Source organism: Sphaerisporangium rubeum (assembly GCF_014207705.1).
In the GTDB taxonomy this organism is placed as follows: domain Bacteria; phylum Actinomycetota; class Actinomycetes; order Streptosporangiales; family Streptosporangiaceae; genus Sphaerisporangium; species Sphaerisporangium rubeum.
In genome coordinates this window covers 2390767-2410727 of the sequence record NZ_JACHIU010000001.1, presented here as the reverse complement: position 1 = coordinate 2410727, position 19961 = coordinate 2390767, and the positions used below count along the sequence as shown (strand labels likewise).

Here is a 19961-nt window from a genome sequence, read left to right as displayed (position 1 = left end):
ACCTGAGCACCAGAATTTTAAGGTGGCCATTGTCGGACTCGGTTATGTCGGTTCGTGCTTCGCGGCGATGCTCGCGGACCGCGGATGCGACGTCGTCGGGGTCGACAACGACGACCGGCTCATCGACGAGCTCGGCGCGGGCCACTGCCGGTACCAGGAGGAGGGCCTCGCCGACCTCCTCTTCTCCGGTCTGGCGGCCGGACGGCTGCGGGTGACCACCGACTACGCCGCGATACGCGAGGCCGACGTCGTGCTGATCGCGGTCGGCACGCCGGTGCGCGCCGACGGATCCCTGGTGGACGACCAGCTCAGCGGCGCGTGCGCCGAGGTGGGCCGCCACCTGCGTGCCGGTCACCTGGTGATGGTGAAGAGCACCGTGCCGCCGGGGGCGACCCGCACGCTGGTACGGCCGCTGCTGGAGCGTGGCGGGCTGACGGCCGGCGCGGACTTCGGGCTGGCGTTCACGCCGGAACGGTTCGCCGAAGGCACCGCGCTGCGTGAGCTGCGCCGGCTGCCGATCGTGGTCGGCGGCCTGGACGCGGCGAGCACCGACGCCGCCGCGGAGTTCTGGCGCACGACGTTCGAGGTCGAGGTGTTCCCGCTGGGGTCGCCGGAGTCCGCCGAGATCGTCAAGCTGGCCGACAACTGGTGGATCGACCTGAACATCGCGCTCGCCAACGAGCTGGCCAAGTTCTGCGCGCTGTTCGGCGTGGACGTGCTGGACGTCATCAAGGCGGCCAACACGGTGCCGAAGGGCCAGGGCAACGTCAACATCCTGCTGCCGAGCGTCGGCGTCGGCGGGTCGTGCCTGGTGAAGGACCCCTGGATGGTGTGGCGTGCCGCGCGCGAGCGGGGCCTTGAGATCCTCACCGCGCCGATCGGCCGCGAGGTCAACGCCGGCATGCCGGAGTACACCGCGCAGATCATCATCGACGAGCTGGTGCGGCTCGGCAAGCGGCCGGCCGCCTCGACGGTCGCGGTGCTCGGCCTCGCGTTCAAGAACGACACCGGCGACCTGCGTGCCACGCCGGTGGAAGGCGCGGTGACCGCGCTGAAGAAGGCCGGTCTGCAGGTCCGGGTGTACGACCCGCTGGTGGACCCGGTGCAGGCCGAGGAACTGGTGGACATCAAGCCCGCCGCGACGCTGCGTGAGGCCGTGCAGGACGCCGACTGCGTGGCGATGATGACGCTGCACAAGGAGTTCACCGGCATCGACTTCGCCGAGCTGCCGGTCGCGACGTCGTGCCTGGTGCTGGACGGCCGCGCGTACTTCTCGCAGGAGAAGATCACGTCGCTGCGGCGGCTCGGCTACGTGTACCGGGGGGTCGGCCGGTGAGCGGCGCGCGCGCCGTCGTGACCGGCGGCTCGGGGTTCATCGGCGGCCACCTGGTGGCCCGGCTGCTCGCCAGGGGCGACGAGGTGACGGTGTTCGACAGCGGGCCGCCGCCGGCGAACCACCCGTCCAGCGGCACCCGGTACGTCCAGGGGGACATCCGCGACCCGGCTCAGCTCGGCGCGGCGATCACCTCCGATGTGGACGTCGTGTACCACCTGGCGGCGGTCGTCGGGGTCGACCAGTACCTGGCGCGGCCGCTGGACGTCATCGACATCAACTTCTCCGGCACCCGCAACGTGCTGGACCTCGCCACGCGGGCCGGGGCACGGGTCGTGGTGGCGAGCACCAGCGAGGTGTTCGGCAAGAACCCCGTCGTGCCGTGGCCCGAGGACGGCGACCGGGTGCTCGGGCCGACGTCGGTGGACCGGTGGACGTACTCGTCGGCCAAGGCGCTCGCCGAGCACCTGACGTTCGCGTTCGGCCGTCAGCACGGCCTGGCCGCCACCATCGTGCGGTACTTCAACGCGTACGGCCCCGGCCAGCGGCCCGCGTACATCGTGAGCCGCAATGTGCACCGCGCGCTGAACGGCCTGCCGGTCGTGACCTACGACCAGGGCCGCCAGACGCGGTGCTTCACGTTCGTCGGCGACGCCGTCGAGGGGACGCTGCTGGCCGCGGCCCACCCCGGCGCGGTCGGCGAGTCGTTCAACCTCGGCACGATGGTGGAGACGACGATCGCCGACTGCATCGACCTGATCGCCAAGCTCACCGGGGCCGACGCGCCGGCCATCGCGGTGGACACCGGTGAGCGGCTCGGCAGCGCGTACGAGGACCTGGCGCGCCGTGTCCCCGACAACGCCAAGGCCCGTGCGGTCCTCGGCTGGGAACCGCGCACCACCTTGCAGGACGGGCTCACCGCGACCATCGCGTGGGCCAGGCAGAACCCGTGGTGGCTGGCGCTGCCGGACAGCGGCGCCGTCTGACCTCATAGAACCGGCGCCGGCCGGGGTGCTTTCGCCCCGGCCGGCGCCGGTCGCCGTTCGTCAGGCGGGGACGGCGGCCGACGGGTCCTCGACCCGGTGCCGGGGGGCCGGCGGGGTCTTCTTGGACCGGCTCCAGTGCTTCATCGCGGGCTGCTCGACCAGCTTGTACAGCAGCCAGCCCGCCACGACGTTGAGGAGGGTGAGGCCGATGACGAGCAGCGTGCCGCCGAGGACGCCGTAGGACGCTCCGGGGAACAGCGTCGGCACGAGCCAGAACAGCACGAGCGCCTGCGTCATGTAGAAACCGAACGACACGTTGCCGAGCCACACCATCGGCTTGGTGCCGAGGACGGTGAGCCTGCCGCGCAGGTTCGCCGTGGCGAAGGCGCCGATGGCGAGCGCGAACGGCGCCGCGGTGACCAGGGTCTGGTTCCACGGCGACGGCACCATCAGCGTGGCGGCGTACGCGACGACCACCAGCAGCGCCGCCGGGACGAGGCCGAAGCGCGGGAAACGGCCCTGGATGACGATGCGCGCGACGACCATGCCGAGGACGAACTCCAGCAGCCGCACCGGCGGGAACATGTAGATGAACCAGAACTGCGGCAGCGCCAGCGCCTCACCGGGGAAACGCGGCTCCGACGGCAGCAGGGTGAGGGTGGCGACACAGGTGAGCGCCATGGCCCCCACGGTGAGGACGGCCCACAGCCACAGCCGGTTGTCGGCGATCTTGCGGATCGGGATGATCAGCAGCGGGAACAGCAGGTAGAACAGGATCTCCGAGCACAGCGACCAGGCCGGCATGTTGGCGCCGCCCCAGTAGTTGGGGTCCGAGCTCCACGCGTTCACGAGGAACAGGTTCGGCAGGCCCCACGCGGGGGTGAACGCGGCGGCGAACAGCAGCATCGACAGGCCCCACGTCACGACGTGGTTCGGCATGATCTTCACAAGGCGGCGGCGCACGTAGGCGCCGGTCCGCTGCCCCGGCCGCCACGACCACGTGATCACGAAGCCGCTGAGGATGAAGAAGAACGACACGCCGATGGACGCGCCGGGTGAGAAGAACCAGTACAGGCCCTGTGTGACCCCCGGGTCGGCGAACGGCGTCGTCGGGTTCTGGTTCCCGGGGCTCAGCGGGAACACGGCGTGGCACAGGAACACCAGGAGGGCCGCGATGATACGCATTCCCGTCAGCGCGGGGAGATCTCGCCGGTGTTCGTTCAAAGGGGGGCTCTGCGGTGAACTCGTTATCGCGGACAAGGTGGTGCCCTCTTTCCTAGACGGTCCTGGCCGGATATTCGCGAAAAGAACTATCTAGGCGTAAGATTCGCGCCGCGCCACGTGGCGCCGCATCTCCCCACGTGCTGAACCACAGGAACGACCCCATGGAAATGCGGCCGGTAAGGCACCGGCCGCATGCGATCGGGGGTCGGTCAGATGATGTGCACGTCGGGGACGTAGAGGATCCAGCGTCCACCGCGGGCCTGGAACACCGTCTCCTTCGCCATGATCTCCTCGGCGTGGTTCCACGCGAACAGCACCGCGTAGTCCGGATCGGCCTCACCGAACCGCTCGGGGGCCACGACGGGGATGTGCGAACCCGCCACCAGCCGGCCCTGCTTGGCGGAGGTGTTGTCCACGATGAACGGAATCAGGTCCGGGCCGATGCCGCAGTAGTTGGTCACCGTCGCCGCCTTGGCCGGCGCGCCGTACCCGACGACCGTGCGGCCTTCCTCGCGCAGCTTCACCAGCAGCGACTTCAGGTCGTGGCGGATCTTCTCCATCGAGGCGCTGAGCCGCTGCAACGCGGCGTGCTCCCCGAGGCCGCGCTCACGCTCCTGCTCGAGGAACTCCGCGACCGCCGGAGCGGGGGTGCGCATGCCGGGCCGGCCGAGGGTGTAGCGCATGGTGCCGCCGTGCAGCGCGAGCGGCTCGGCGTTCACCAGCTCGAGCCCGTACAGCTCGGCCATGGCCTTCACCGAGCGCACCGCCAGGTAGAACGTGTGCTCGTCGTAGATCATGTCGAACGCCGTCTTGCCGACGACGGTGCCGAAGTAGGGCTCCTCGAACACGAAGACGCCGTTCGGCGCGAGCAGCAGCTCCACGCCGCGCGTCACCGAGGCCAGGTGCGCGATGTGCGCGATGCAGTTGGCGCCGAAAACCACGTCCGCCGGGCCGTGCTCCTCAAGGATCTTGGCGGCGGTCGTCTCGTCGAAGAACTCCGGCAGCACCCGCACACCCTTGGCCCGCGACATCTCCGCGACCTCGGCCGACGGCTCGATGCCGAGGTGGCGCACGCCGGCCGCCGCGATGGTCGCGAGCATGACGCCGTCGTTGCTGCCGATCTCCGCGATGAACGGGTCGGGTCCCGTGAGCTCGTGCTCAAGGAAATAGCGCGCGTTCTGCTCGAAGTGCTTGCGGTGAACGGCGGAACCAGACGCGTGATAAGGGTACGAGTCGTGGTACCTGATCTCCTGCGGCACGTCCTCCATCAGCTGGGTCATCGTGCAGGAATCGCACATGCCGACGGCGAGCCGGAAGAAGAACTCGTTCTCGATGTCCCGCGGCAGAAGGAAACCGTTACCGCGGGGCTGCCGCCCGAGGTCGATCGATTCCTTGACGACGCCGCCGCAAATCCTACAGGGGCTCTCCATGCGCTCAGATTAGCCACGGGAGCTGCGGTGTTCTTCTCCAGAAATGCCGTGCGGCGGCCGGTCAGCACTCTTGAAGATGCGGCGCTCACGGGCCGCGCGGGACGCTCGCCGCATGGCGGGAACTGCGCGCGCCTGCCCCCACATGCCCCCAGTGAGGAGTCACCGATGACCACGGAAGCACCCGCACGGGACACCAACGTCTACGGGTCGGAGGTGAGCGAGGTCTACGACCTCGTCTACCAGCGGCGTGGCAAGGACTACGAGCAGGAGGCCCGCGAGGTCGTCACGCTGGTGCGGTCGCGCAAGGCGGACGCCGACTCGCTGCTGGACGTGGCCTGCGGCACCGGGGAGCACCTGCGGTCCCTGCGCCACATCTTCTCGCACGTCGAAGGCGTGGAGCTGTCCGACACCATGCGTGAGGCCGCGCGTGCCAAGCTTCCCGGCGTCGCCGTGCACCCCGGCGACATACGCGACTTCGACCTCGGCCGCACCTTCGACGCGGTGACCAGTCTGTACAGCACGGTCGGCTACATGGCGTCCACCTCCGAGCTGGACTCCGCGGTGGCCAGCATGGCGCGGCACGTCTCCCCCGGCGGGGTGCTCATCGTCGAGCCGTGGTACTTCCCCGAGCGGTTCACCGACGGCCACATCGGCAGCGACCTGGTGCGTGACGACGTGCGCACGGTGACCCGGGTGGCGCGTTCGGTGCGCCACGGCGACGCGGTCCGGCAGGAGGCGCACTACATCGTGGCCGACGCCGACGGCATCAGGCACTTCGAGCACGTGCAGGTCTTCACCCTGTTCACGCCGCAGCAGTACGTCGCCGCCTTCGAGCGCGCCGGATGCAGCGCCGACTACGTGCAGCGGGACGACATCCTCGCCGGCCGCGGGTTGTTCGTCGGCGTCAAGTCCCGATGATCCCGCTGTTCAGGGTCGCGGTCGACCAGGGGGCCGGCCCCCTGGTGGCGGAGGCGCTGCGCACCGGTGTGCTCGGGCACGGCCCGCGCGGTGAGGAGTTCGAGCAGGCGCTGCGCGACCGGCTCGGCGTGCCGTACCTCACGACGCTCAACAACGGCACCTCGGCCCTGCATCTCGCGCTGCGCCTCGCCGCGGGCCACGGCGACGGCGGCGGCGACGGCGGCGGCGGCGAGGTGCTGACGACGCCGTACACCTTCGAGGCGACCAACTGGGCCATCCTCGCCAACGGGATGCGGATCCGGTGGGTGGACGTCGACCCCGGCACCCTCACCATGGACATGGACGACCTGGCCAGGAAGATCACGCCGCGGACCCGGGCCGTCATGGTGGTGCACTGGGCCGGCCACCCGGTGGACCTGGACCGGCTGGCGTCCGTGCTGGACGACGCCGAGGCGGCGCACGGGTTCCGGCCCGCGGTGATCGAGGACTGCGCGCAGGCGTGGGGCTCGGTGTACCAAGGCGTGCCGGTCGGCGCGCACGGCAACCTGTGCGCGTTCAGCTTCCACGCCACCAAGCACCTGGCGTGCGGCACCGGCGGCATGCTGGTGACCCCCGACGAGGAGAGCCACCGGCGCGCGCTGCGGCTGCGGTTCTTCGGCATCGACCGCAAGGCCGACCGGGTCAACGGCGACTACGACGTGCCGGAGTGGGGGTACAACTTCTACCTCGGCGAGCTCGGCGCGGCCGTCGGCCTGGCCAACCTGTCGTCGGTGGACGCGCGGGTGGACATCCACCGGCGCAACGCCGAGTACTACGACACGGCGCTCGCCGGTGTCGCCGGGGTCGAGCTCACCACGCGTGAGAAGGGCCGCGACTCGTCGTTCTGGCTGTACCCGGTGAAGGTCGACGACCGCGCGGCGTTCATCCGCAGGCTGGCGGCGGCGGGGATCACCGCGAGCGCGGTGGTGCGGCGCAACGACACCCACACGGCGGTGCGCGACGTGTACGACCCTGAGCTGCCGGGCCTTGAGTCGGTGCACGACCGGGTGGTGCACATCCCGGTCGGGTGGTGGGTGTCGGAGTGGGACTGCGAGCACATCGCCGAGACGATCCGCTCGGGGTGGTGAAAGGGGTCAGGCCGGGACCGTGGCCGGGGACGGCAGGCCGAGTGCCTGCCACACCGGCGGGTCGAGCAGGGTCGCGGCGCGCAGGTCGGCGTCCAGGGTCACGTCCGGGTGGGACGGCACGCCGATGACGTACATCCCGGCCACACGGGCCGCGGCGACGCCGTTGGCCGAGTCCTCGACGGCGACGGCCCTGCGGGGGTGCACGCCGAGCGCGCCGCAGGCCCGCAGGTACGGCACCGGGGACGGCTTCGGCGCGCCGGCGCTGACGCAGTCCACCACCACGTCGAACGCGGCACGCAGGCCGATGCCGTCGAGGTATCCGGCCACGATCTCGGCCGGGGTGTTGGTCGCCACCGCGAGCGGCCGGGTGCCGTGCAGCGCGGTGACCAGCTCGACCGCGCCGGGAAGCGCCGCGACGCCGGAACCGATGCCGCCGCACACCAGCTCGTACACCGTGCGGGCCAGCGTCTCCGGCGGCTCCGGGTGGCCGAGCAGGACGGCCAGCGCGTGTCCGAGCTCGCGCAGCTGCAGGCCGACGAGGCGGGTGCGGGCTCTCGGGTCGAGCGGCACCCCGTAGTGGTCGAACAGCTGCCGGTACGCGCTGTCCCACGAGGTCTCGGTGTCCACGAGCGTGCCGTCGCAGTCGAACACGACCGCGTCGTGCGGGACGGGCCCCGCTGGTCCGGTCATGCGGCCCAGCCTCACACCGGGCTCGTCCGGCCGCATCTTCACGAATGCGGCTTACGCCACCCCTATGCACCACCCCTATACCGCGACCCCAGTCCGTCCCCCGGCATATCACCGGCCTCATTCCCAACCAGGACGGGCCGTCCTATCGTCGGAGACGGACGGGGTTCGTCTCCGCGCACCTTGGGAGATGACCCGCCGGGTTACCCGTTGATAGGACAGAATTCAGCGTTCCCATGCCGGTTAATCATGTCGCGGCGGAATTCGAAGTCAAGAACGGCCCGCGGACACAAGGGAAGGACGTTCGATGGATGCCAATGCCGTAGCCGGGTCCGGTACGCGGGCCGGGCGGCGGGAGTGGATCGGCCTGGCCGTTCTGGCCCTGCCGACGCTGCTGCTCGCGCTGGACTCCAGCGTGCTCTACCTCGCGCTGCCCCGGCTGAGCACCGACCTCGGCGCCAGCCACGTCCAGCAACTGTGGATCACCGACATCTACGGCTTCCTCATCGCGGGCTTCCTCGTCTCGGCGGGAACCCTCGGCGACCGCATCGGCCGGCGCAAGCTGCTGATGATCGGCGGCGCCGCGTTCGCCGCCGCGTCGGTGCTGGCCGCGTACTCGACCAGCCCCGAGATGCTGATCGCCACCCGCGCGCTCATGGGGATCACCGGCGCGTCGCTGATGCCGTCCACGCTGGCGCTGATCAGCAACATGTTCACCGACCCCAAGCAGATGGGGACCGCCATCGCGGTGTGGATGAGCTGCTTCATGGGTGGCATGGCCATCGGGCCCGTGGTCGGCGGCGTGCTGCTGGAGAACTTCTGGTGGGGCTCGGTGTTCCTGCTGAGCGTGCCGGTGATGGCGCTGCTGCTCATCGCGGGGCCGAAGCTGCTCCCCGAGTACCGCGACCCCGGCGCCGGCAAGCTGGACCTGGTCAGCGTGGGGTTGTCCCTCGGCACGATCCTGCCGCTCATCTACGGCCTCAAGGAGCTCGCCAAGAACGGCTTCGAGGCGGTGCCGATCGCGGCCATCGTGGTCGGCGTGATCGTCGGTGTGGCGTTCGTGCGGCGGCAGCGCGCGCTGCCGAACCCGCTGCTCGACCTGCGGCTGTTCAGCAACCGCGCCTTCACCGCGGCCCTGGCGATCATGGTCGGCGGCGGCCTGATGAGCGGCAGCTACCTGCTGGTCAACCTCTACCTGCAGACCGTCGAGGGCCTGTCCCCGCTGAACGCCGGCCTGCTGCTCGTGCCGCAGACGATCGTGACCGTGGTCAGCCTGATGATGGCGCCGGCCATCGCGCGCAAGGTCCCCCCGGCGTACGCCATCGCCGGCGGCCTCACGCTCTCGGCCATCGGTTACGTCCTGATCAGCCAGGTCGCGACCGCGTCCGGCCTGCCGCTGCTGCTCACCGGCCTGTACGTCGCGGCGTTCGGCGCCGGCCCCATGGCGGGCCTCGGCACCGGGCTGATCATGGGGTCCGCGCCGCCGGAGAAGGCCGGGTCGGCGGCGGCGATGTCGGAGACCGGTGGCGAGCTCGGCATCGCGCTCGGCATCGCGACCCTCGGCAGCGTCGGCACCGCCGTGTACCAGGGCACGCTCAGCGTTCCCGCCGGCACGCCGGCCGCGGCGGCCGAAGGCGCCACCGAGAGCATCGCGGGTGCGCTCGGCGCGGCGGCGGACCTGTCCGGCCAGGCCGGGGCCGCGTTGCTGGCCGCGGCGCGTGAGGCGTTCACCACGGCCATGAACACCGCGGCCGGGGTCAGCGCGCTGATCGCCGTGACGCTCGCCACGATCGCCGTGATCGCGCTGCGGCACGTCGCGCCGACCGGTGACCACGGCGGCGGCGAGACCGGTGAGTCCGGCGAGGCCCCCGTGGAGGAGATCGTGGAGACCCCGGCCGGGGAGACCGCCAAGGTCACCTGACCGCTGCTTTCACAAAAGGCGCCGGATCTCACGTCCGGCGCCTTTTCTCATTCGCGGCGGCGTCTTCCAACGTGCGGGATGTGACCAGGGTGCCCCTATCTTCATATACGGACCTGTGAGTGCGGCCTTAAAATCGAAGCACGAAACCTCGGATGCCTGCGAATCAATCACCGGGTATTTCTCCCTGCCATTTTCGAAGGACATCCCTTGAGGTTTCATTCCCAGCGACGAGATCCCGGGAGACTTCCGATGGAACAAGGCTGCCCCGTCCGCCTCGACACCACTGGCCGCGACATCCACGCCGAGGCCGACAAGCTGCGCGCCATGGGACCGGCGACCCCGGTCGAGCTGCCAGGCGGCGTCCTCGCCTGGTCGGTGAACCGGCACGACGTGATCAGGGACCTGCTCACCGACCCCCGGGTCACCAAGAGCGCGCGCAACCACTGGCCGAAGTTCATCAACGGCGAGATCCCGCCGGACTGGGAGATGATCAGCTGGATCGCCATGGACAACATGGTGACCGCGTACGGCAAGGAGCACGTCCGCCTGCGCAAGCTGGTCGGCAAGGCCTTCACCCGCCGCCGCACCGAGGCCATCCGGCCCCGCGTGGTGGAGCTGACCAACCACCTCCTCGACGCGCTGGAGGCCGTACCCCCCGGTGAGCCGGTGGACCTGCGTGAGCGGTTCGCCTATCCCCTGCCGGCGCTCATCGTCGCCGAGCTGATCGGCATGTCGGAGGAGGCGCTCGCCAAGACCGCGAAGGTCATCGAGATGATGATCGACACGACGGTCAGCCCCGAGCAGGCCGCGGCGATCCTCGGCGGCTGGCGGGACGCCATGGCCGACCTCATCGCGGACAAGCGCGCCAACCCCGCCGAGGACATCACCACCGACCTCATCGCGGCCCGTGAGGAGGACGGCTCCCGCCTCACCGAGGCCGAGCTGACCGACACCATCTTCGCCATCCTCGGCGCCGGCTCCGAGACCACGATCAACTTCTTCGACAACGCCATCACGGCGCTGCTCACCCACCCCGATCAGCTCGAACTGGTGAAGTCCGGCCAGGTCTCCTGGGACGACGTCATCGACGAGACCCTGCGTGTGCAGTCCCCGCTGGCGCAGCTCCCCCTGCGGTACGCCGTGGAGGACATCCACCTGGACGGCGTCACCATCCCCAAGGGCGACCCCATCCTGATCAACTACAGCGCCGTCGGCCGTGACCCCTCGCTGCACGGCGAGACCGCCGGCGAGTTCGACATCACCCGTGCCGACAAGGAGCACCTGTCCTTCGGCCACGGCCCCCACTACTGCCTCGGCGCCGGCATCGCGCGCATGGTCGCCGCCATCGGCCTCGGCACCCTCTTCGAGCGCTACCCCGACCTCTCCCTGGCCGTCGAGGAGAGCGACCTCCAGCCGCTCCCCACCTTCATCATGAACGGCCACCGCACCCTCCCCGTCTACCTGAGGGCCGCCGTCCCGGCCGCCGCCTCCGCCTGACCCCCGAGGCGTCCCCGGCGCGGCAAGCGCCGCCACCCCCGTCGTACCCCTGGTACGGCGGGGGTTCTCGCGTCTTGGGGGCCGCGGAGCGATGTAAAGCTTTCTAGACATCAGGTAAAGCATTCGCTACATTGGAGATGTCAAGAAAGTTGTACATCGAAGGAGCCGGGAGTGACTCTCGAAGAGCGGCGCGCGTGGATCATGCTGGTGGTCAGCGTGATCGGTTACGCGGTGTACGTGGTGGTCGTCCTACGGAACGCCGCGGGCCGGCCGCTGGCCGAGACGGAGTACGCGGCGGCGATGCTCTGGACGATCGGCGCCGGGATCGCCGCGGCCATCCTGCTGGAGATCGTCTTGTCGATGGTGCGGCCGGGGTCGCTGGTCAAGGACGAGCGCGACCGGGAGATCGGCCGGTTCGGCGACCACACGGGACAGGCGTTCGTGGTGATCGGCGCCGTTGCGGCGATGCTCATGGCCGTCGCCGGATGGGACCGGTTCTGGATCGCCAACGTGATCTACCTGTGCTTCGTGCTGTCGGCGGTGGTGGGGTCGATGGCGAAGCTCTCCCTGTACCACGGAGGCGTCCCGCAGAAGTGAAGGCGACGAGAGTCACCAACCGCATCCGAACGCTGCGGTTCGCGTGTGACGAGATGACACAGGCCGATCTGGCCGAGCGGATCGGGGTGACCAGGCAGACGGTCATCGCGATCGAGCAGGGACGGTACTCGCCGTCCCTGGAGATGGCCTTCCGGATCGCCAGGGTGTTCGGGGTGCCGCTCGACGACGTTTTCCAGTATCCGGAGTCACCGGAAGAAGAGGACAAGCCATGAAAGCGATCGCCAACGACGTCTACGGGCCCGCCGATGTGCTGGAGCTGCGGGACGTGGAGAAACCGGCCATCGGGGACGACGAGGTGCTGGTGCGGGTGAAGGCGGCGGCGGTGGACGCCGGCGTGTGGATCCTGATGACGGGACGGCCCTACCTCGTGCGCCTGATGGGTTTCGGCCTGCGCCGGCCCAAGGTGGCGGTGCGCGGCCGGGACCTCGCCGGGGTGGTGGAGGCCGTCGGCGCGAAGGTGACGCGGTTCCGGCCCGGCGACGAGGTGTACGGCACGTGCGACACCGGCTCGTTCGCCGAGTACGCCGCGGCGCCGGAACGCCTGCTGGCACGCAAGCCGGAGCGGCTGTCGTTCGAGCAGGCCGCCGCGGTGCCGGTCTCCGCGGTGACGGCCCTGCAGGGACTGCGCGACGTCGGCCAGGTGCGTGAGGGCCAGCGGGTCATGATCATCGGCGCCTCTGGAGGTGTCGGGTCGTTCGCGGTGCAGATCGCCAAGGCGCTCGGCGCGCGGGTCACCGCCGTGTGCAGCGGGGCCAAGGCGGACGCCGTGCGCGCGCTCGGCGCCGACGACGTCATCGACTACACGGCCGAGGAGATCGACCGCGACGGGCCGGTGTACGACGTCGTCCTCGACCTCGGCGGCGACCGGCCGCTGCCGCTGGTCCGCCGCGCGCTGACCCGGCGCGGCACGCTGGTGCTCGGCGGTGGCGGCTACAAGAGGTTCCCGGTCACCGGCGGCTTCGGCCGCACCATCAGGACCGTGCTGTTCACGAGGTTCTTCGTCTCGCAGAACCTGCGCGGCGTCACCGCCAAGGAGGACGCGGCCCCTCTAGAGGACCTGACCCGCCTCATCGACTCCGGCGCCGTCACACCGCTCGTGGACCGCTCCTACCCCCTCGCCGACGCCTCGGCCGCGCTCACGCGCTTCGCCGCCGGCCACACCACCGGCAAGATCGTCCTCACGGTCTGAGCACGGCTCAGGGTGCGGGGTGCAGGACGTCGAGTATGTGCTCCCTGCCGCGGTTCCCTCTGGTCAGAAGGTCGGTGAGCGCGTCCTGGTCGGTGGACCTGAGCGCCTTGGCGGCCTCGGTGAGGTCGCGCACGATGGCGTCGAGCACGGCCGCGATGGGGTGCGCGTTGTGCTGCAGGATGTCGCGCCACAAGGCGGGAGCGCCGAGCGCGATCCGGGTGGTGTCATGGAGCCCCTTGCCCGCCAGGGACAGGGTGTGCTCGTCGGCGGCGGCGAAGTGGGCCGCCAGAGCGGCGGAGACGAGGTGGGGCACGTGCGAGACGGCGGCCACCACCTCGTCGTGGGCCTGCGCCGACAGGATCGTGGGCCGCGCGCCGCACAGGGTGACGAGCGTGGCGACGGCACGCAGGGCCTGCGGCGCGGTGGCGGGCTGCGGGCACAGGGCCCAGGGCCGCGTGTCGAACATGTCGGCGTGCGCGGCGGTGGGACCGGACAGTTCGTGACCCGCGATGGGGTGACCGGGGACGTACGTGGCCAGGTCGCAGCCCGCCTGCTCGGCCTGCGCGAGGATGCGGGACTTGGTGCTGGCGACGTCGGTGTAGACGGCGCCGAGGTCGCGGCGCTGCGCGTCGGCGAGCACGGTGGCGACGGTGGACGGCGGCGTGGCCACCACCACGACGTCCGCACGGACCTCGGTGGCGGGGAGAGCGGTGCCGGCACCCATCCGTACGGCCTCCGCCAGGGCCTCGGGGTCCCGGTCGGTGAGCCGGACCCGCACACCGGCGCGCCGCAGCGCGAGGGCCACCGACGTGCCGATCACGCCGGTGCCGACGACGGTGACGCCGCGCACCATGCGCGCGGCAGGCGAGGGAGAGGGCAGCAGCTTCATGGGACGACCTGGTCAGGCGGCGATCGGAGCGGAGACGGGGATGCGGCGGCCCATGTAGCCGGCGAGGTCGCGCACCGTGGCGGACAGGGCCGTGAGGTCCTCCTCCACCAGGGCCTGGGGGCCGTCGCACAGCGCGATGTCGGGGTAGGGGTGGACGTCCACGATGACGCCGTCGGCGCCGGCGACGATCGCGGCGCGGCTCAGCGGCAGGACCAGGTCGCGGCGGCCTCCTGAGTGGGAGGGGTCGACGATGACGGGGAGGTGGGACAGGCGCTGGACGACGGGGACGGCGGAGATGTCGAGGGTGTTGCGGGTGGCGGTCTCGAAGGTGCGGATGCCGCGTTCGCACAGGACGATGTCGAGGTTGCCGCGTTGGGCGATGTATTCGGCGGCCATGAGCCATTCCTCGATGGTGGCGCTCATGCCGCGTTTGAGCATGACGGGCCGTCCGGCGGCGCCGACGGCTTGGAGCAGGGGGAAGTTCTGCATGTTGCGGGTGCCGATCTGGAGCATGTCGGCGTGTTCGGCGACGGTGGCGACGTCGTCGGCGGCGACGACCTCGGTGACGATGGGGAGCCCGGTCTGTTCGCGTACGTCGGTGAGGATGCGCAGGCCTTCGACGCCGAGTCCTTGGAAGGCGTAGGGGGAGGTGCGGGGTTTGTAGGCGCCGCCGCGCAGCAGGGTGGCGCCGGCGGCCTTGGCCATCAGCGCGGCCTGCAGGGTCTGGTCGGGGGTCTCCACCGCGCACGGCCCCGCGATCAGCGTCACCGTGTCGGGACCGATCGGCACACCACCGACCTGGACGGTCGTGCGGTCGGGGTGGTGCTCCCGGCTGACCAGCTTGTACTTGGCGGAGATGCGGGTCACGCTGCTCACCCCGCGCATCGCGCCGAGGTTCAGTGTGGCGAACAGGTCGACGTCACCGACCAGGCCGATGACGATCCGGCTGACCCCCCGGCTGACGAACGCCTCACCACCCGCCAGCTCCACCATCGACACGACCGCCTGGATGTCCGCAGGCGTGGCGTCAGGAGCCATCACGATCACCATATTGTCTTCACCCTTTTCTCGGCCGATCAGGGGACGATCGGCTTTCCTGGACACAACTGTGCACGCTTGCCGGCCGCCGGACGAGCGATACGCGAGGCAGCAAAATGCCGATCCGTTGCCGTTTCCTGACAGCGCCGGGAATTCACAAAAAGGAGAACGCCGCCGGTTGCGCACGGCCGGACCGCCGGCCTGAACCGCGTACGGCCGGACCGCGGCCTGACCGCGCACGAACGGACCGCGGCCTGGACGGCGCACGGCCGGACCGCCGTCGAACAGCGATCCGGCCGCGAGACGAACGCACCGGCGGCTACGCGGCCGCCGCGGTGAACTGGCCCGGCACCCGGCCGGCGCCGGCCGGTCCGCGGTAGCACTGCGCGATGTCCAGCCAGTGGTCGGCCTCGGCGCCTTCCGCCGTCACCTCGAGGTCGTCGCGGTGGCGGCGCCGGGTGGCGAGCAGGCAGAAGTCCTCGGCGGGGCCGCTGATCCGCTCGGTGGCGTTCTCCGGGCCGTAGGCCCACAGCTCGCCGGACGGGCCGGTGATCTCGAAGCGGAACTCCGCCGTCGGCGGGGTCTCACCGCGCGACAGGTACCCGAAGTCCTTGGTGAGCACCGCGAACACCGTCAGGTGCGCGAGGCTCGCGCCGCGCTCCAGCGTCACGCCGAGCGTGTCGGCGATGTCCTGGCCGTGCGCGAACTGCTCCATGATCCCGGCGCAGGCGAGGATGATCGGCGGCAGCGGGTTCACCAGCCACGGCACGACCTGTCCCTCCGGCACCGCCGCGAGCGCCGCGACGACGTCACGCCGCTCCGCGCGCCACTTGCCGAGCAGCGTCTCCGGCGAGTCGGCGGTGTACTCGGCCAGCGCCGCGTTGACGGCCCCGTTGAAGTTCTTCTCCGCGCTCTTGGCCAGCGCCGTGAACGTCTCGGGTTCGGCCGCCGCGAGACGCGCCAGCCGGTAGATGAAGGCGAGGTGGGCGATCTGGTCGTGGATCGTCCAGCCGGGGGCGGGGGTCGGCAGGCGCCACTGCTCGGCGGTCAGCCCGGACACCAGCCGGTCCAGCTGCTCGCCGTCCGCGGTGAGGTCCCTGAGCACAACGTCCAGGTCGGTCACGCGTCTGTCCTCTCACTGGAAAGGGTGTTTCGAGGTGTCGAGCGCACACGTCCCGTGTGGCGACCCAACCGGAATTGCACGCCACGGACCTGACTCGGTATGGACACCAGGAATGCGGTCCACTCCAGAATGCATCCGGGTAAAACGGCTGGGCTACTTCGTGTGTGCGGAGCGGCGGCGCGTGAAATGGAACGTGGAGAATTCACCGGCCTGGAAACGTGCCACGGCGTTTCGAGCCGGACGAGACGCGGCCGGGGTCCGCGTCGTTCCAGCCGGACGAGGCTCGGCCCATGGGCCGGCGATGGTTCTGGCGGAACGAGGCTCCGCCAGAACCGTGCCGGTAAAGGTTCAGGCCGGCCGGATCTCCGCGTGGACGGGCCGGGTCCAGGCGCCTGCCGTGCGGGCCGCCGCCATGGCCGACCACGAGGTCAGTTCCACCAGCTCGCGGTCACCTGGGGTCACGTCGCGGAAGGCTGCCACGACCGTGTCGTCCACCTGGTAGGACGCCATCGCCGTGAGGAGCGCGAGCCTGCCTGCCGCGCGGTGCGCCGCCGGCAGGTCGGACACCGGGCCGTCGGCCCAGGTGCGGCCGAGACCGGGAGGCGTGCCGTCCCAGGTGGCGAGTGCGGTGGACACCATCGCACGGACCTCTTCCGGCACCGAGCGGTACCCTGCCTCCTCGACGGCGTGCGCGGCCCGCGTGAAGGCCCCGGCGACGTGCGGCGATCCCGCGGCGAACGCCAGGTCGGCGGCCGGCATCGCCGCAGGCAGCAGTCCGAGCGACTCCCCCGGCACGGCACCCCTGCGTGCCATGGGACGCATGACCCGGCCGAACATCCGCAGCATGCCGCCACGAGCACCGGCAGGCACCTGAGGCGGCAGCAGCGAGTCACCGAGGAAGACGTTCACCATGCGGTTCAGGTAGTGAAAGGTGACCGCGACCCCGGTCAGCTCGCTCAGTTCCTCCTTCGAGAAATCCGCGTGCCGTGCCGCGCCGTCCCGCGTACCGAGGCCACGGGCCCACTCCGCGACCGGGGACAACTCCGGATCCCCGGCGTGACCGAGCCCCGTGAGCGTCGCCTGGTGCACGTCCACACAGTACGGACAGGTGTTGGCCTCGGAGACCACCGTCGCCACGACCTCCTTGGCCGCACGTGAGGCCCGTCCGTTCGCCAGCAGCGACTCCCGCAGCACCACCCAGGCCGCCGCCAGCACCGCCGGCGCCGGCGAATGCAGCAGCAACGGCGGCGCCAGCATCCCGAAGTCCCGCGAGATCTGCGCGTACACCTCACGCACGGCCGCGTCGGCAGCACGGGGGTGCACCGGTGTGACGTGGCGCACCTGAGTCATCGTTCCCGGCAGAGTGAGCCGGGTCAGCACGGTCCCCATTCGTCGCCTCCTGATGTGTCGACTGGGAAGATTCCTTGGCGAGCCGCCGTAGGACGGCGCCGGATTCGCCGTACCGGCGAACGACCCGCCGTACCGGCGCCGGGAACGGTGCGTCAGGTGCGGGTGGGTTCCAGCCGGAGGTGACCGGCTGGAACCCGACCCAGACATCACAGGTGGAGACCCGACCCGATCGAGACCTCACCGATCGGGGGATCTGACCGGCCAAGACCTCACACACCGCGATCTCAACGTCAGGGGTCTGACCGGCCCGGATCCGACCGGCCCGGATCCGGCCTAGCGGCGGGTGAGTGCCGGGAGGAGGTCGGCGACGCCGCGGCGGCCGTTGGTGGAGCCGTCGGGGGCCGGTGCGCCGTAGGTGACGTCGACGCCTCGGTCCTGGGCCGCCTGGACTATGGCGGGGATGGCGCGTTCGGCCAGGGCCGAGATGGTCATGGCGGGGTTGACGGTCAGGGCTCCGGGGACGGCGGAGCCGTCCGTCACGAAGATGCCGGGGTGGCCGCGGAGTTCGTGGCGGTCGTCGAGGGCCGAGGTGGCGGGGTCGTCGCCGATGCGGCAGGAGGCCAACGGGTGGACGGTGTAGGCGCCTACCACGTCGTTGGTCCAGGCGGCGACCTCGGCGAGGCCGTCGCGCTCCAGGATGTCCTTGCACTCGGCGTCGGCGAGGGCCCAGCCGCGCAGGGTGTTGGGGGTGGGGTCGTAGCGGAGGCGGCCCACTCCGAGCATCTGCTGGGAGAGGCGGTCGGCGTTGCCCTTGGCCGGTGGAGGGCCGAAGACTCCCTCGTTGTCGTCCTCGGTCATCTGGAAGATGATCAGCCAGGAGCGCCAGCGCTTCAGCATCTCCTTCTTGTCGACGCCGAACCAGCTCGGGCCCTGCGCGCCGGGGACCTGCGCGAGGATGGTGCCGAGGCCCGGCGGGAAGTAGAGCTGCTCCAGGGAGAAGCGCTCGTACTCCGGCAGGGAGCCGTCGAGGCGGTCCCAGTTGGCGACCACGGGGCCCTTGCCGATCTGGTTGGCCTCGTAGGCCAGGCCGTCGCCGCGTTCCAGGCCGAGGACCTCGCGGACCTTGTCCTCGTTGAGAATCGCGGTGTTGAGGCGTTCGCCGTTGCCGGAGAAGTACCGGCCCACGGCGTGCGGCATGGTGCCGAGGGTCGGCTCGCTGCGCTGCAGGATGACGGGGGTGGCGCCGGCGCCGGCGGCCAGCACGATGATCTTGGCGTCGATCGCGCCGCCGTCCGACCTGAGACGGTAGTCCTCCTCGTCCATCAGGTCGTAGTGCACGCGGTACGAGCCGTCGTGGTTGCGCTCGATCTTCTGCACCTCGTGCAGCGGCCGGATCTCGGCGCCGTGCGCCAGCGCCGCCGGCAGGTAGGTGAACAGCAGCGACTTCTTGGCGTCGAAGCGGCACCCGGCCATCATCCAGTTGCAGTTGACGCACTTGGTGGTGTCGATGGCCGCCGGCACGGGGTTGGCGGTGCGGCCGGCGTGGTTGCAGGCCGCGGCCCACAGCCCGCCGGCGTACGGCACGTCGGTCCAGGTCTGCTGCGTGATCGGGATGGACTCGGCGACCCGGTCGTACCACGGTTCGAGGGTGTCGCGACTGACCGCGGACGGCCACATGCGGCGGCCGATGCTGCCGTGCCGTTCGAACACGAAACGCGGCGCGCGCGGCATCGCGGCGAAGTACACGACGCTGCCGCCGCCGACGCAGTTGCCGCCGAGGATGCTCATGCCGTCGCCGACCACGAAGTCGAACGCGCGGGTGTAGGACGAGCCGAGCTTGTAGTCCTGGTCGAAGTCCTCGCCGTTCAGCCAGGGGCCGCGTTCCAGCACGACGACCTTGGCGCCGCCGGCCGCGAGGTGGTAGGCGGCGATGGCGCCGCCGAAGCCGCTGCCGACGACGAGGACGTCGGTGCGTTCGATGCCGGTCATGCGGGGCTCCCTGAGGGGGTGGTGTCCGGGTGCAGGTCGGCCAGCTCGCGGCCGTAGGAGAACTCGGGGAAACGCCACAGCCCGTCGGGGCCCGGCTTCTCGATGCCGAGCGCCAGCAGACCGGGGTGCCCCGCGGCGAGCGCGTCGACGGTGTGCATGTGGGCCGCCGAGTCGAAGGCCATGTTGCTGAACAGCGCGAGGCTGACCCACAGCGCCTTCTCGGGGTGGCCCGGGGTGGTGAGAATGCGCACCAGCTCGGTGCGCTGCGCGAAGTCGAGCGCCACGAAGGGTGGCACGCTGTCATCGAGAGTGACGCCGCGCTCGGCGGCGTAGTTCGTGGCGTGCGCGTCGAGCGCGGACGAGAAACCGTCAAGGCCCTCGGTGAGACCGGTGGCGTCCCATTCGAGCAATTCGATGGCGCCGGCCTGCACGGCGCCTCCACCGGTGGACGCGCCGGCGACGGAACGGTCGCCAGGAGAACGCTTCTCGCCGGGGACGATGGTGTCCGCGAACGCCTCAAGCGTCATCGTCCGCAGCTCTTCCTCTGGGGTACGCATAGGCGTTTTCCTCACGCGTGAAGTCCCTCTGGGTACTCGTACATCGTCGGCTCGGCCTCCGGCGTCCGCATCTTCCGCGTTGCCC

At 70.6% G+C, this 19961-nt stretch carries 18 protein-coding genes; 9 read left to right on the top strand and 9 right to left on the bottom strand.

The window, feature by feature from the left end; genetic code table 11:
• The first annotated feature begins 22 nt into the window (after positions 1–22).
• Positions 23–1336 (top strand): nucleotide sugar dehydrogenase, encoded by a 1314-nt coding sequence (locus BJ992_RS10290; protein ID WP_343072584.1) that lies wholly within the window; start codon positions 23–25, stop codon positions 1334–1336.
• A complete protein-coding gene (locus tag BJ992_RS10285) occupies positions 1333–2319 on the top strand; it encodes an NAD-dependent epimerase/dehydratase family protein (protein WP_184979848.1) in 987 nt (328 codons plus the stop codon). Before BJ992_RS10290 ends, BJ992_RS10285 begins: the two co-directional genes overlap by 4 nt.
• Before the next feature lie 60 nt (positions 2320–2379).
• Here the strand turns inward: BJ992_RS10285 and BJ992_RS10280 are convergent, their stop codons facing one another.
• Positions 2380–3504 (bottom strand): acyltransferase family protein, encoded by a 1125-nt coding sequence (locus BJ992_RS10280; RefSeq protein ID WP_184979846.1) that lies wholly within the window; start codon positions 3502–3504, stop codon positions 2380–2382.
• Between the two features lie 248 nt (positions 3505–3752).
• Positions 3753–4973, bottom strand: a complete 1221-nt coding sequence (locus BJ992_RS10275) for a class I SAM-dependent methyltransferase (RefSeq protein WP_184979844.1) — start codon at positions 4971–4973, stop codon at positions 3753–3755.
• Between the two features lie 165 nt (positions 4974–5138).
• Between BJ992_RS10275 and BJ992_RS10270 the strand changes: the two genes are divergently transcribed.
• Both BJ992_RS10270 and BJ992_RS10265 read left to right on the top strand, forming a co-directional pair.
• Positions 5139–5891, top strand: a complete 753-nt coding sequence (locus tag BJ992_RS10270) for a class I SAM-dependent methyltransferase (RefSeq protein WP_184979842.1) — start codon at positions 5139–5141, stop codon at positions 5889–5891.
• Positions 5888–7018 carry a DegT/DnrJ/EryC1/StrS family aminotransferase gene (locus tag BJ992_RS10265; protein WP_184979840.1) on the top strand — a complete coding sequence of 377 codons (1131 nt, stop codon included), beginning with the start codon at positions 5888–5890 and terminating at the stop codon, positions 7016–7018. Before BJ992_RS10270 ends, BJ992_RS10265 begins: the two co-directional genes overlap by 4 nt.
• A gap of 6 nt (positions 7019–7024) precedes the next feature.
• Here BJ992_RS10265 and BJ992_RS10260 read toward each other — a convergent pair whose 3' ends face one another.
• The gene (locus BJ992_RS10260) at positions 7025–7708 is read right to left on the bottom strand and encodes an HAD family hydrolase (RefSeq protein ID WP_184979838.1); all 684 of its coding nucleotides are present in this window, start codon (positions 7706–7708) and stop codon (positions 7025–7027) included.
• 304 nt (positions 7709–8012) lie between these two features.
• Here BJ992_RS10260 and BJ992_RS10255 point away from each other — a divergent pair, with 304 nt between their 5' ends.
• The 5 genes from BJ992_RS10255 (at position 8013) to BJ992_RS10235 (ending at position 12930) form a co-directional block, all read left to right on the top strand.
• The gene (locus BJ992_RS10255; protein ID WP_184979837.1) at positions 8013–9626 is read left to right on the top strand and encodes an MFS transporter; all 1614 of its coding nucleotides are present in this window, start codon (positions 8013–8015) and stop codon (positions 9624–9626) included.
• Positions 9627–9875: 249 nt separating this feature from the next.
• The gene (locus tag BJ992_RS10250) at positions 9876–11123 is read left to right on the top strand and encodes a cytochrome P450 family protein (protein WP_184979835.1); all 1248 of its coding nucleotides are present in this window, start codon (positions 9876–9878) and stop codon (positions 11121–11123) included.
• 171 nt (positions 11124–11294) lie between these two features.
• Positions 11295–11720 carry a hypothetical protein gene (locus BJ992_RS10245; RefSeq protein ID WP_184979833.1) on the top strand — a complete coding sequence of 142 codons (426 nt, stop codon included), beginning with the start codon at positions 11295–11297 and terminating at the stop codon, positions 11718–11720.
• A complete protein-coding gene (locus tag BJ992_RS32740) occupies positions 11717–11953 on the top strand; it encodes a helix-turn-helix transcriptional regulator (RefSeq protein WP_343072583.1) in 237 nt (78 codons plus the stop codon). The genes BJ992_RS10245 and BJ992_RS32740 overlap by 4 nt, the downstream gene beginning before the upstream one ends.
• Complete coding sequence (locus BJ992_RS10235; protein ID WP_184979829.1) at positions 11950–12930, top strand: NAD(P)-dependent alcohol dehydrogenase; 981 nt, start codon at positions 11950–11952, stop codon at positions 12928–12930. Before BJ992_RS32740 ends, BJ992_RS10235 begins: the two co-directional genes overlap by 4 nt.
• 7 nt (positions 12931–12937) lie before the next feature.
• On the opposite strand, the gene BJ992_RS10230 is transcribed toward BJ992_RS10235, so the two are convergent.
• The 6 genes from BJ992_RS10230 to BJ992_RS10205 all read right to left on the bottom strand — a co-directional run bounded on the left by BJ992_RS10230 (position 12938) and on the right by BJ992_RS10205 (position 19876).
• Complete coding sequence (locus BJ992_RS10230) at positions 12938–13819, bottom strand: prephenate dehydrogenase (RefSeq protein WP_221474752.1); 882 nt, start codon at positions 13817–13819, stop codon at positions 12938–12940.
• Between the two features lie 12 nt (positions 13820–13831).
• Complete coding sequence (gene aroF, locus BJ992_RS10225; protein ID WP_184979827.1) at positions 13832–14869, bottom strand: 3-deoxy-7-phosphoheptulonate synthase; 1038 nt, start codon at positions 14867–14869, stop codon at positions 13832–13834.
• A gap of 307 nt (positions 14870–15176) precedes the next feature.
• Positions 15177–15980: a TIGR03084 family metal-binding protein gene (locus BJ992_RS10220; RefSeq protein ID WP_184979825.1), complete on the bottom strand. Its 804-nt coding sequence runs from the start codon at positions 15978–15980 to the stop codon at positions 15177–15179.
• A gap of 348 nt (positions 15981–16328) precedes the next feature.
• Positions 16329–17369 (bottom strand): carboxymuconolactone decarboxylase family protein, encoded by a 1041-nt coding sequence (locus tag BJ992_RS10215; RefSeq protein WP_184979823.1) that lies wholly within the window; start codon positions 17367–17369, stop codon positions 16329–16331.
• A gap of 294 nt (positions 17370–17663) precedes the next feature.
• Positions 17664–19319: an FAD-dependent oxidoreductase gene (locus BJ992_RS10210; RefSeq protein ID WP_184979821.1), complete on the bottom strand. Its 1656-nt coding sequence runs from the start codon at positions 19317–19319 to the stop codon at positions 17664–17666.
• Positions 19316–19876, bottom strand: a complete 561-nt coding sequence (locus tag BJ992_RS10205; protein WP_184979819.1) for a DUF5987 family protein — start codon at positions 19874–19876, stop codon at positions 19316–19318. Before BJ992_RS10205 ends, BJ992_RS10210 begins: the two co-directional genes overlap by 4 nt.
• Positions 19877–19961: the final 85 nt, after the last annotated feature.

Excerpts from the sequence above, each read along its gene's own strand:
- BJ992_RS10280 (WP_184979846.1), bottom strand. The coding sequence starts at position 3,504 with ATGCGTATCATCGCGGCCCTCCTGGTGTTCCTGTGCCACGCCGTGTTC.
- BJ992_RS10275 (WP_184979844.1), bottom strand. The coding sequence starts at position 4,973 with ATGGAGAGCCCCTGTAGGATTTGCGGCGGCGTCGTCAAGGAATCGATC.
- BJ992_RS10270 (WP_184979842.1), top strand. The coding sequence starts at position 5,139 with ATGACCACGGAAGCACCCGCACGGGACACCAACGTCTACGGGTCGGAG.
- BJ992_RS10265 (WP_184979840.1), top strand. The coding sequence starts at position 5,888 with ATGATCCCGCTGTTCAGGGTCGCGGTCGACCAGGGGGCCGGCCCCCTG.
- BJ992_RS10260 (WP_184979838.1), bottom strand. The coding sequence starts at position 7,708 with ATGACCGGACCAGCGGGGCCCGTCCCGCACGACGCGGTCGTGTTCGAC.
- BJ992_RS10255 (WP_184979837.1), top strand. The coding sequence starts at position 8,013 with ATGGATGCCAATGCCGTAGCCGGGTCCGGTACGCGGGCCGGGCGGCGG.
- BJ992_RS10250 (WP_184979835.1), top strand. The coding sequence starts at position 9,876 with ATGGAACAAGGCTGCCCCGTCCGCCTCGACACCACTGGCCGCGACATC.
- BJ992_RS10235 (WP_184979829.1), top strand. The coding sequence starts at position 11,950 with ATGAAAGCGATCGCCAACGACGTCTACGGGCCCGCCGATGTGCTGGAG.
- BJ992_RS10230 (WP_221474752.1), bottom strand. The coding sequence starts at position 13,819 with ATGAAGCTGCTGCCCTCTCCCTCGCCTGCCGCGCGCATGGTGCGCGGC.
- aroF (WP_184979827.1), bottom strand. The coding sequence starts at position 14,869 with ATGGTGATCGTGATGGCTCCTGACGCCACGCCTGCGGACATCCAGGCG.
- BJ992_RS10215 (WP_184979823.1), bottom strand. The coding sequence starts at position 17,369 with ATGGGGACCGTGCTGACCCGGCTCACTCTGCCGGGAACGATGACTCAG.
- BJ992_RS10210 (WP_184979821.1), bottom strand. The coding sequence starts at position 19,319 with ATGACCGGCATCGAACGCACCGACGTCCTCGTCGTCGGCAGCGGCTTC.
- BJ992_RS10205 (WP_184979819.1), bottom strand. The coding sequence starts at position 19,876 with ATGCGTACCCCAGAGGAAGAGCTGCGGACGATGACGCTTGAGGCGTTC.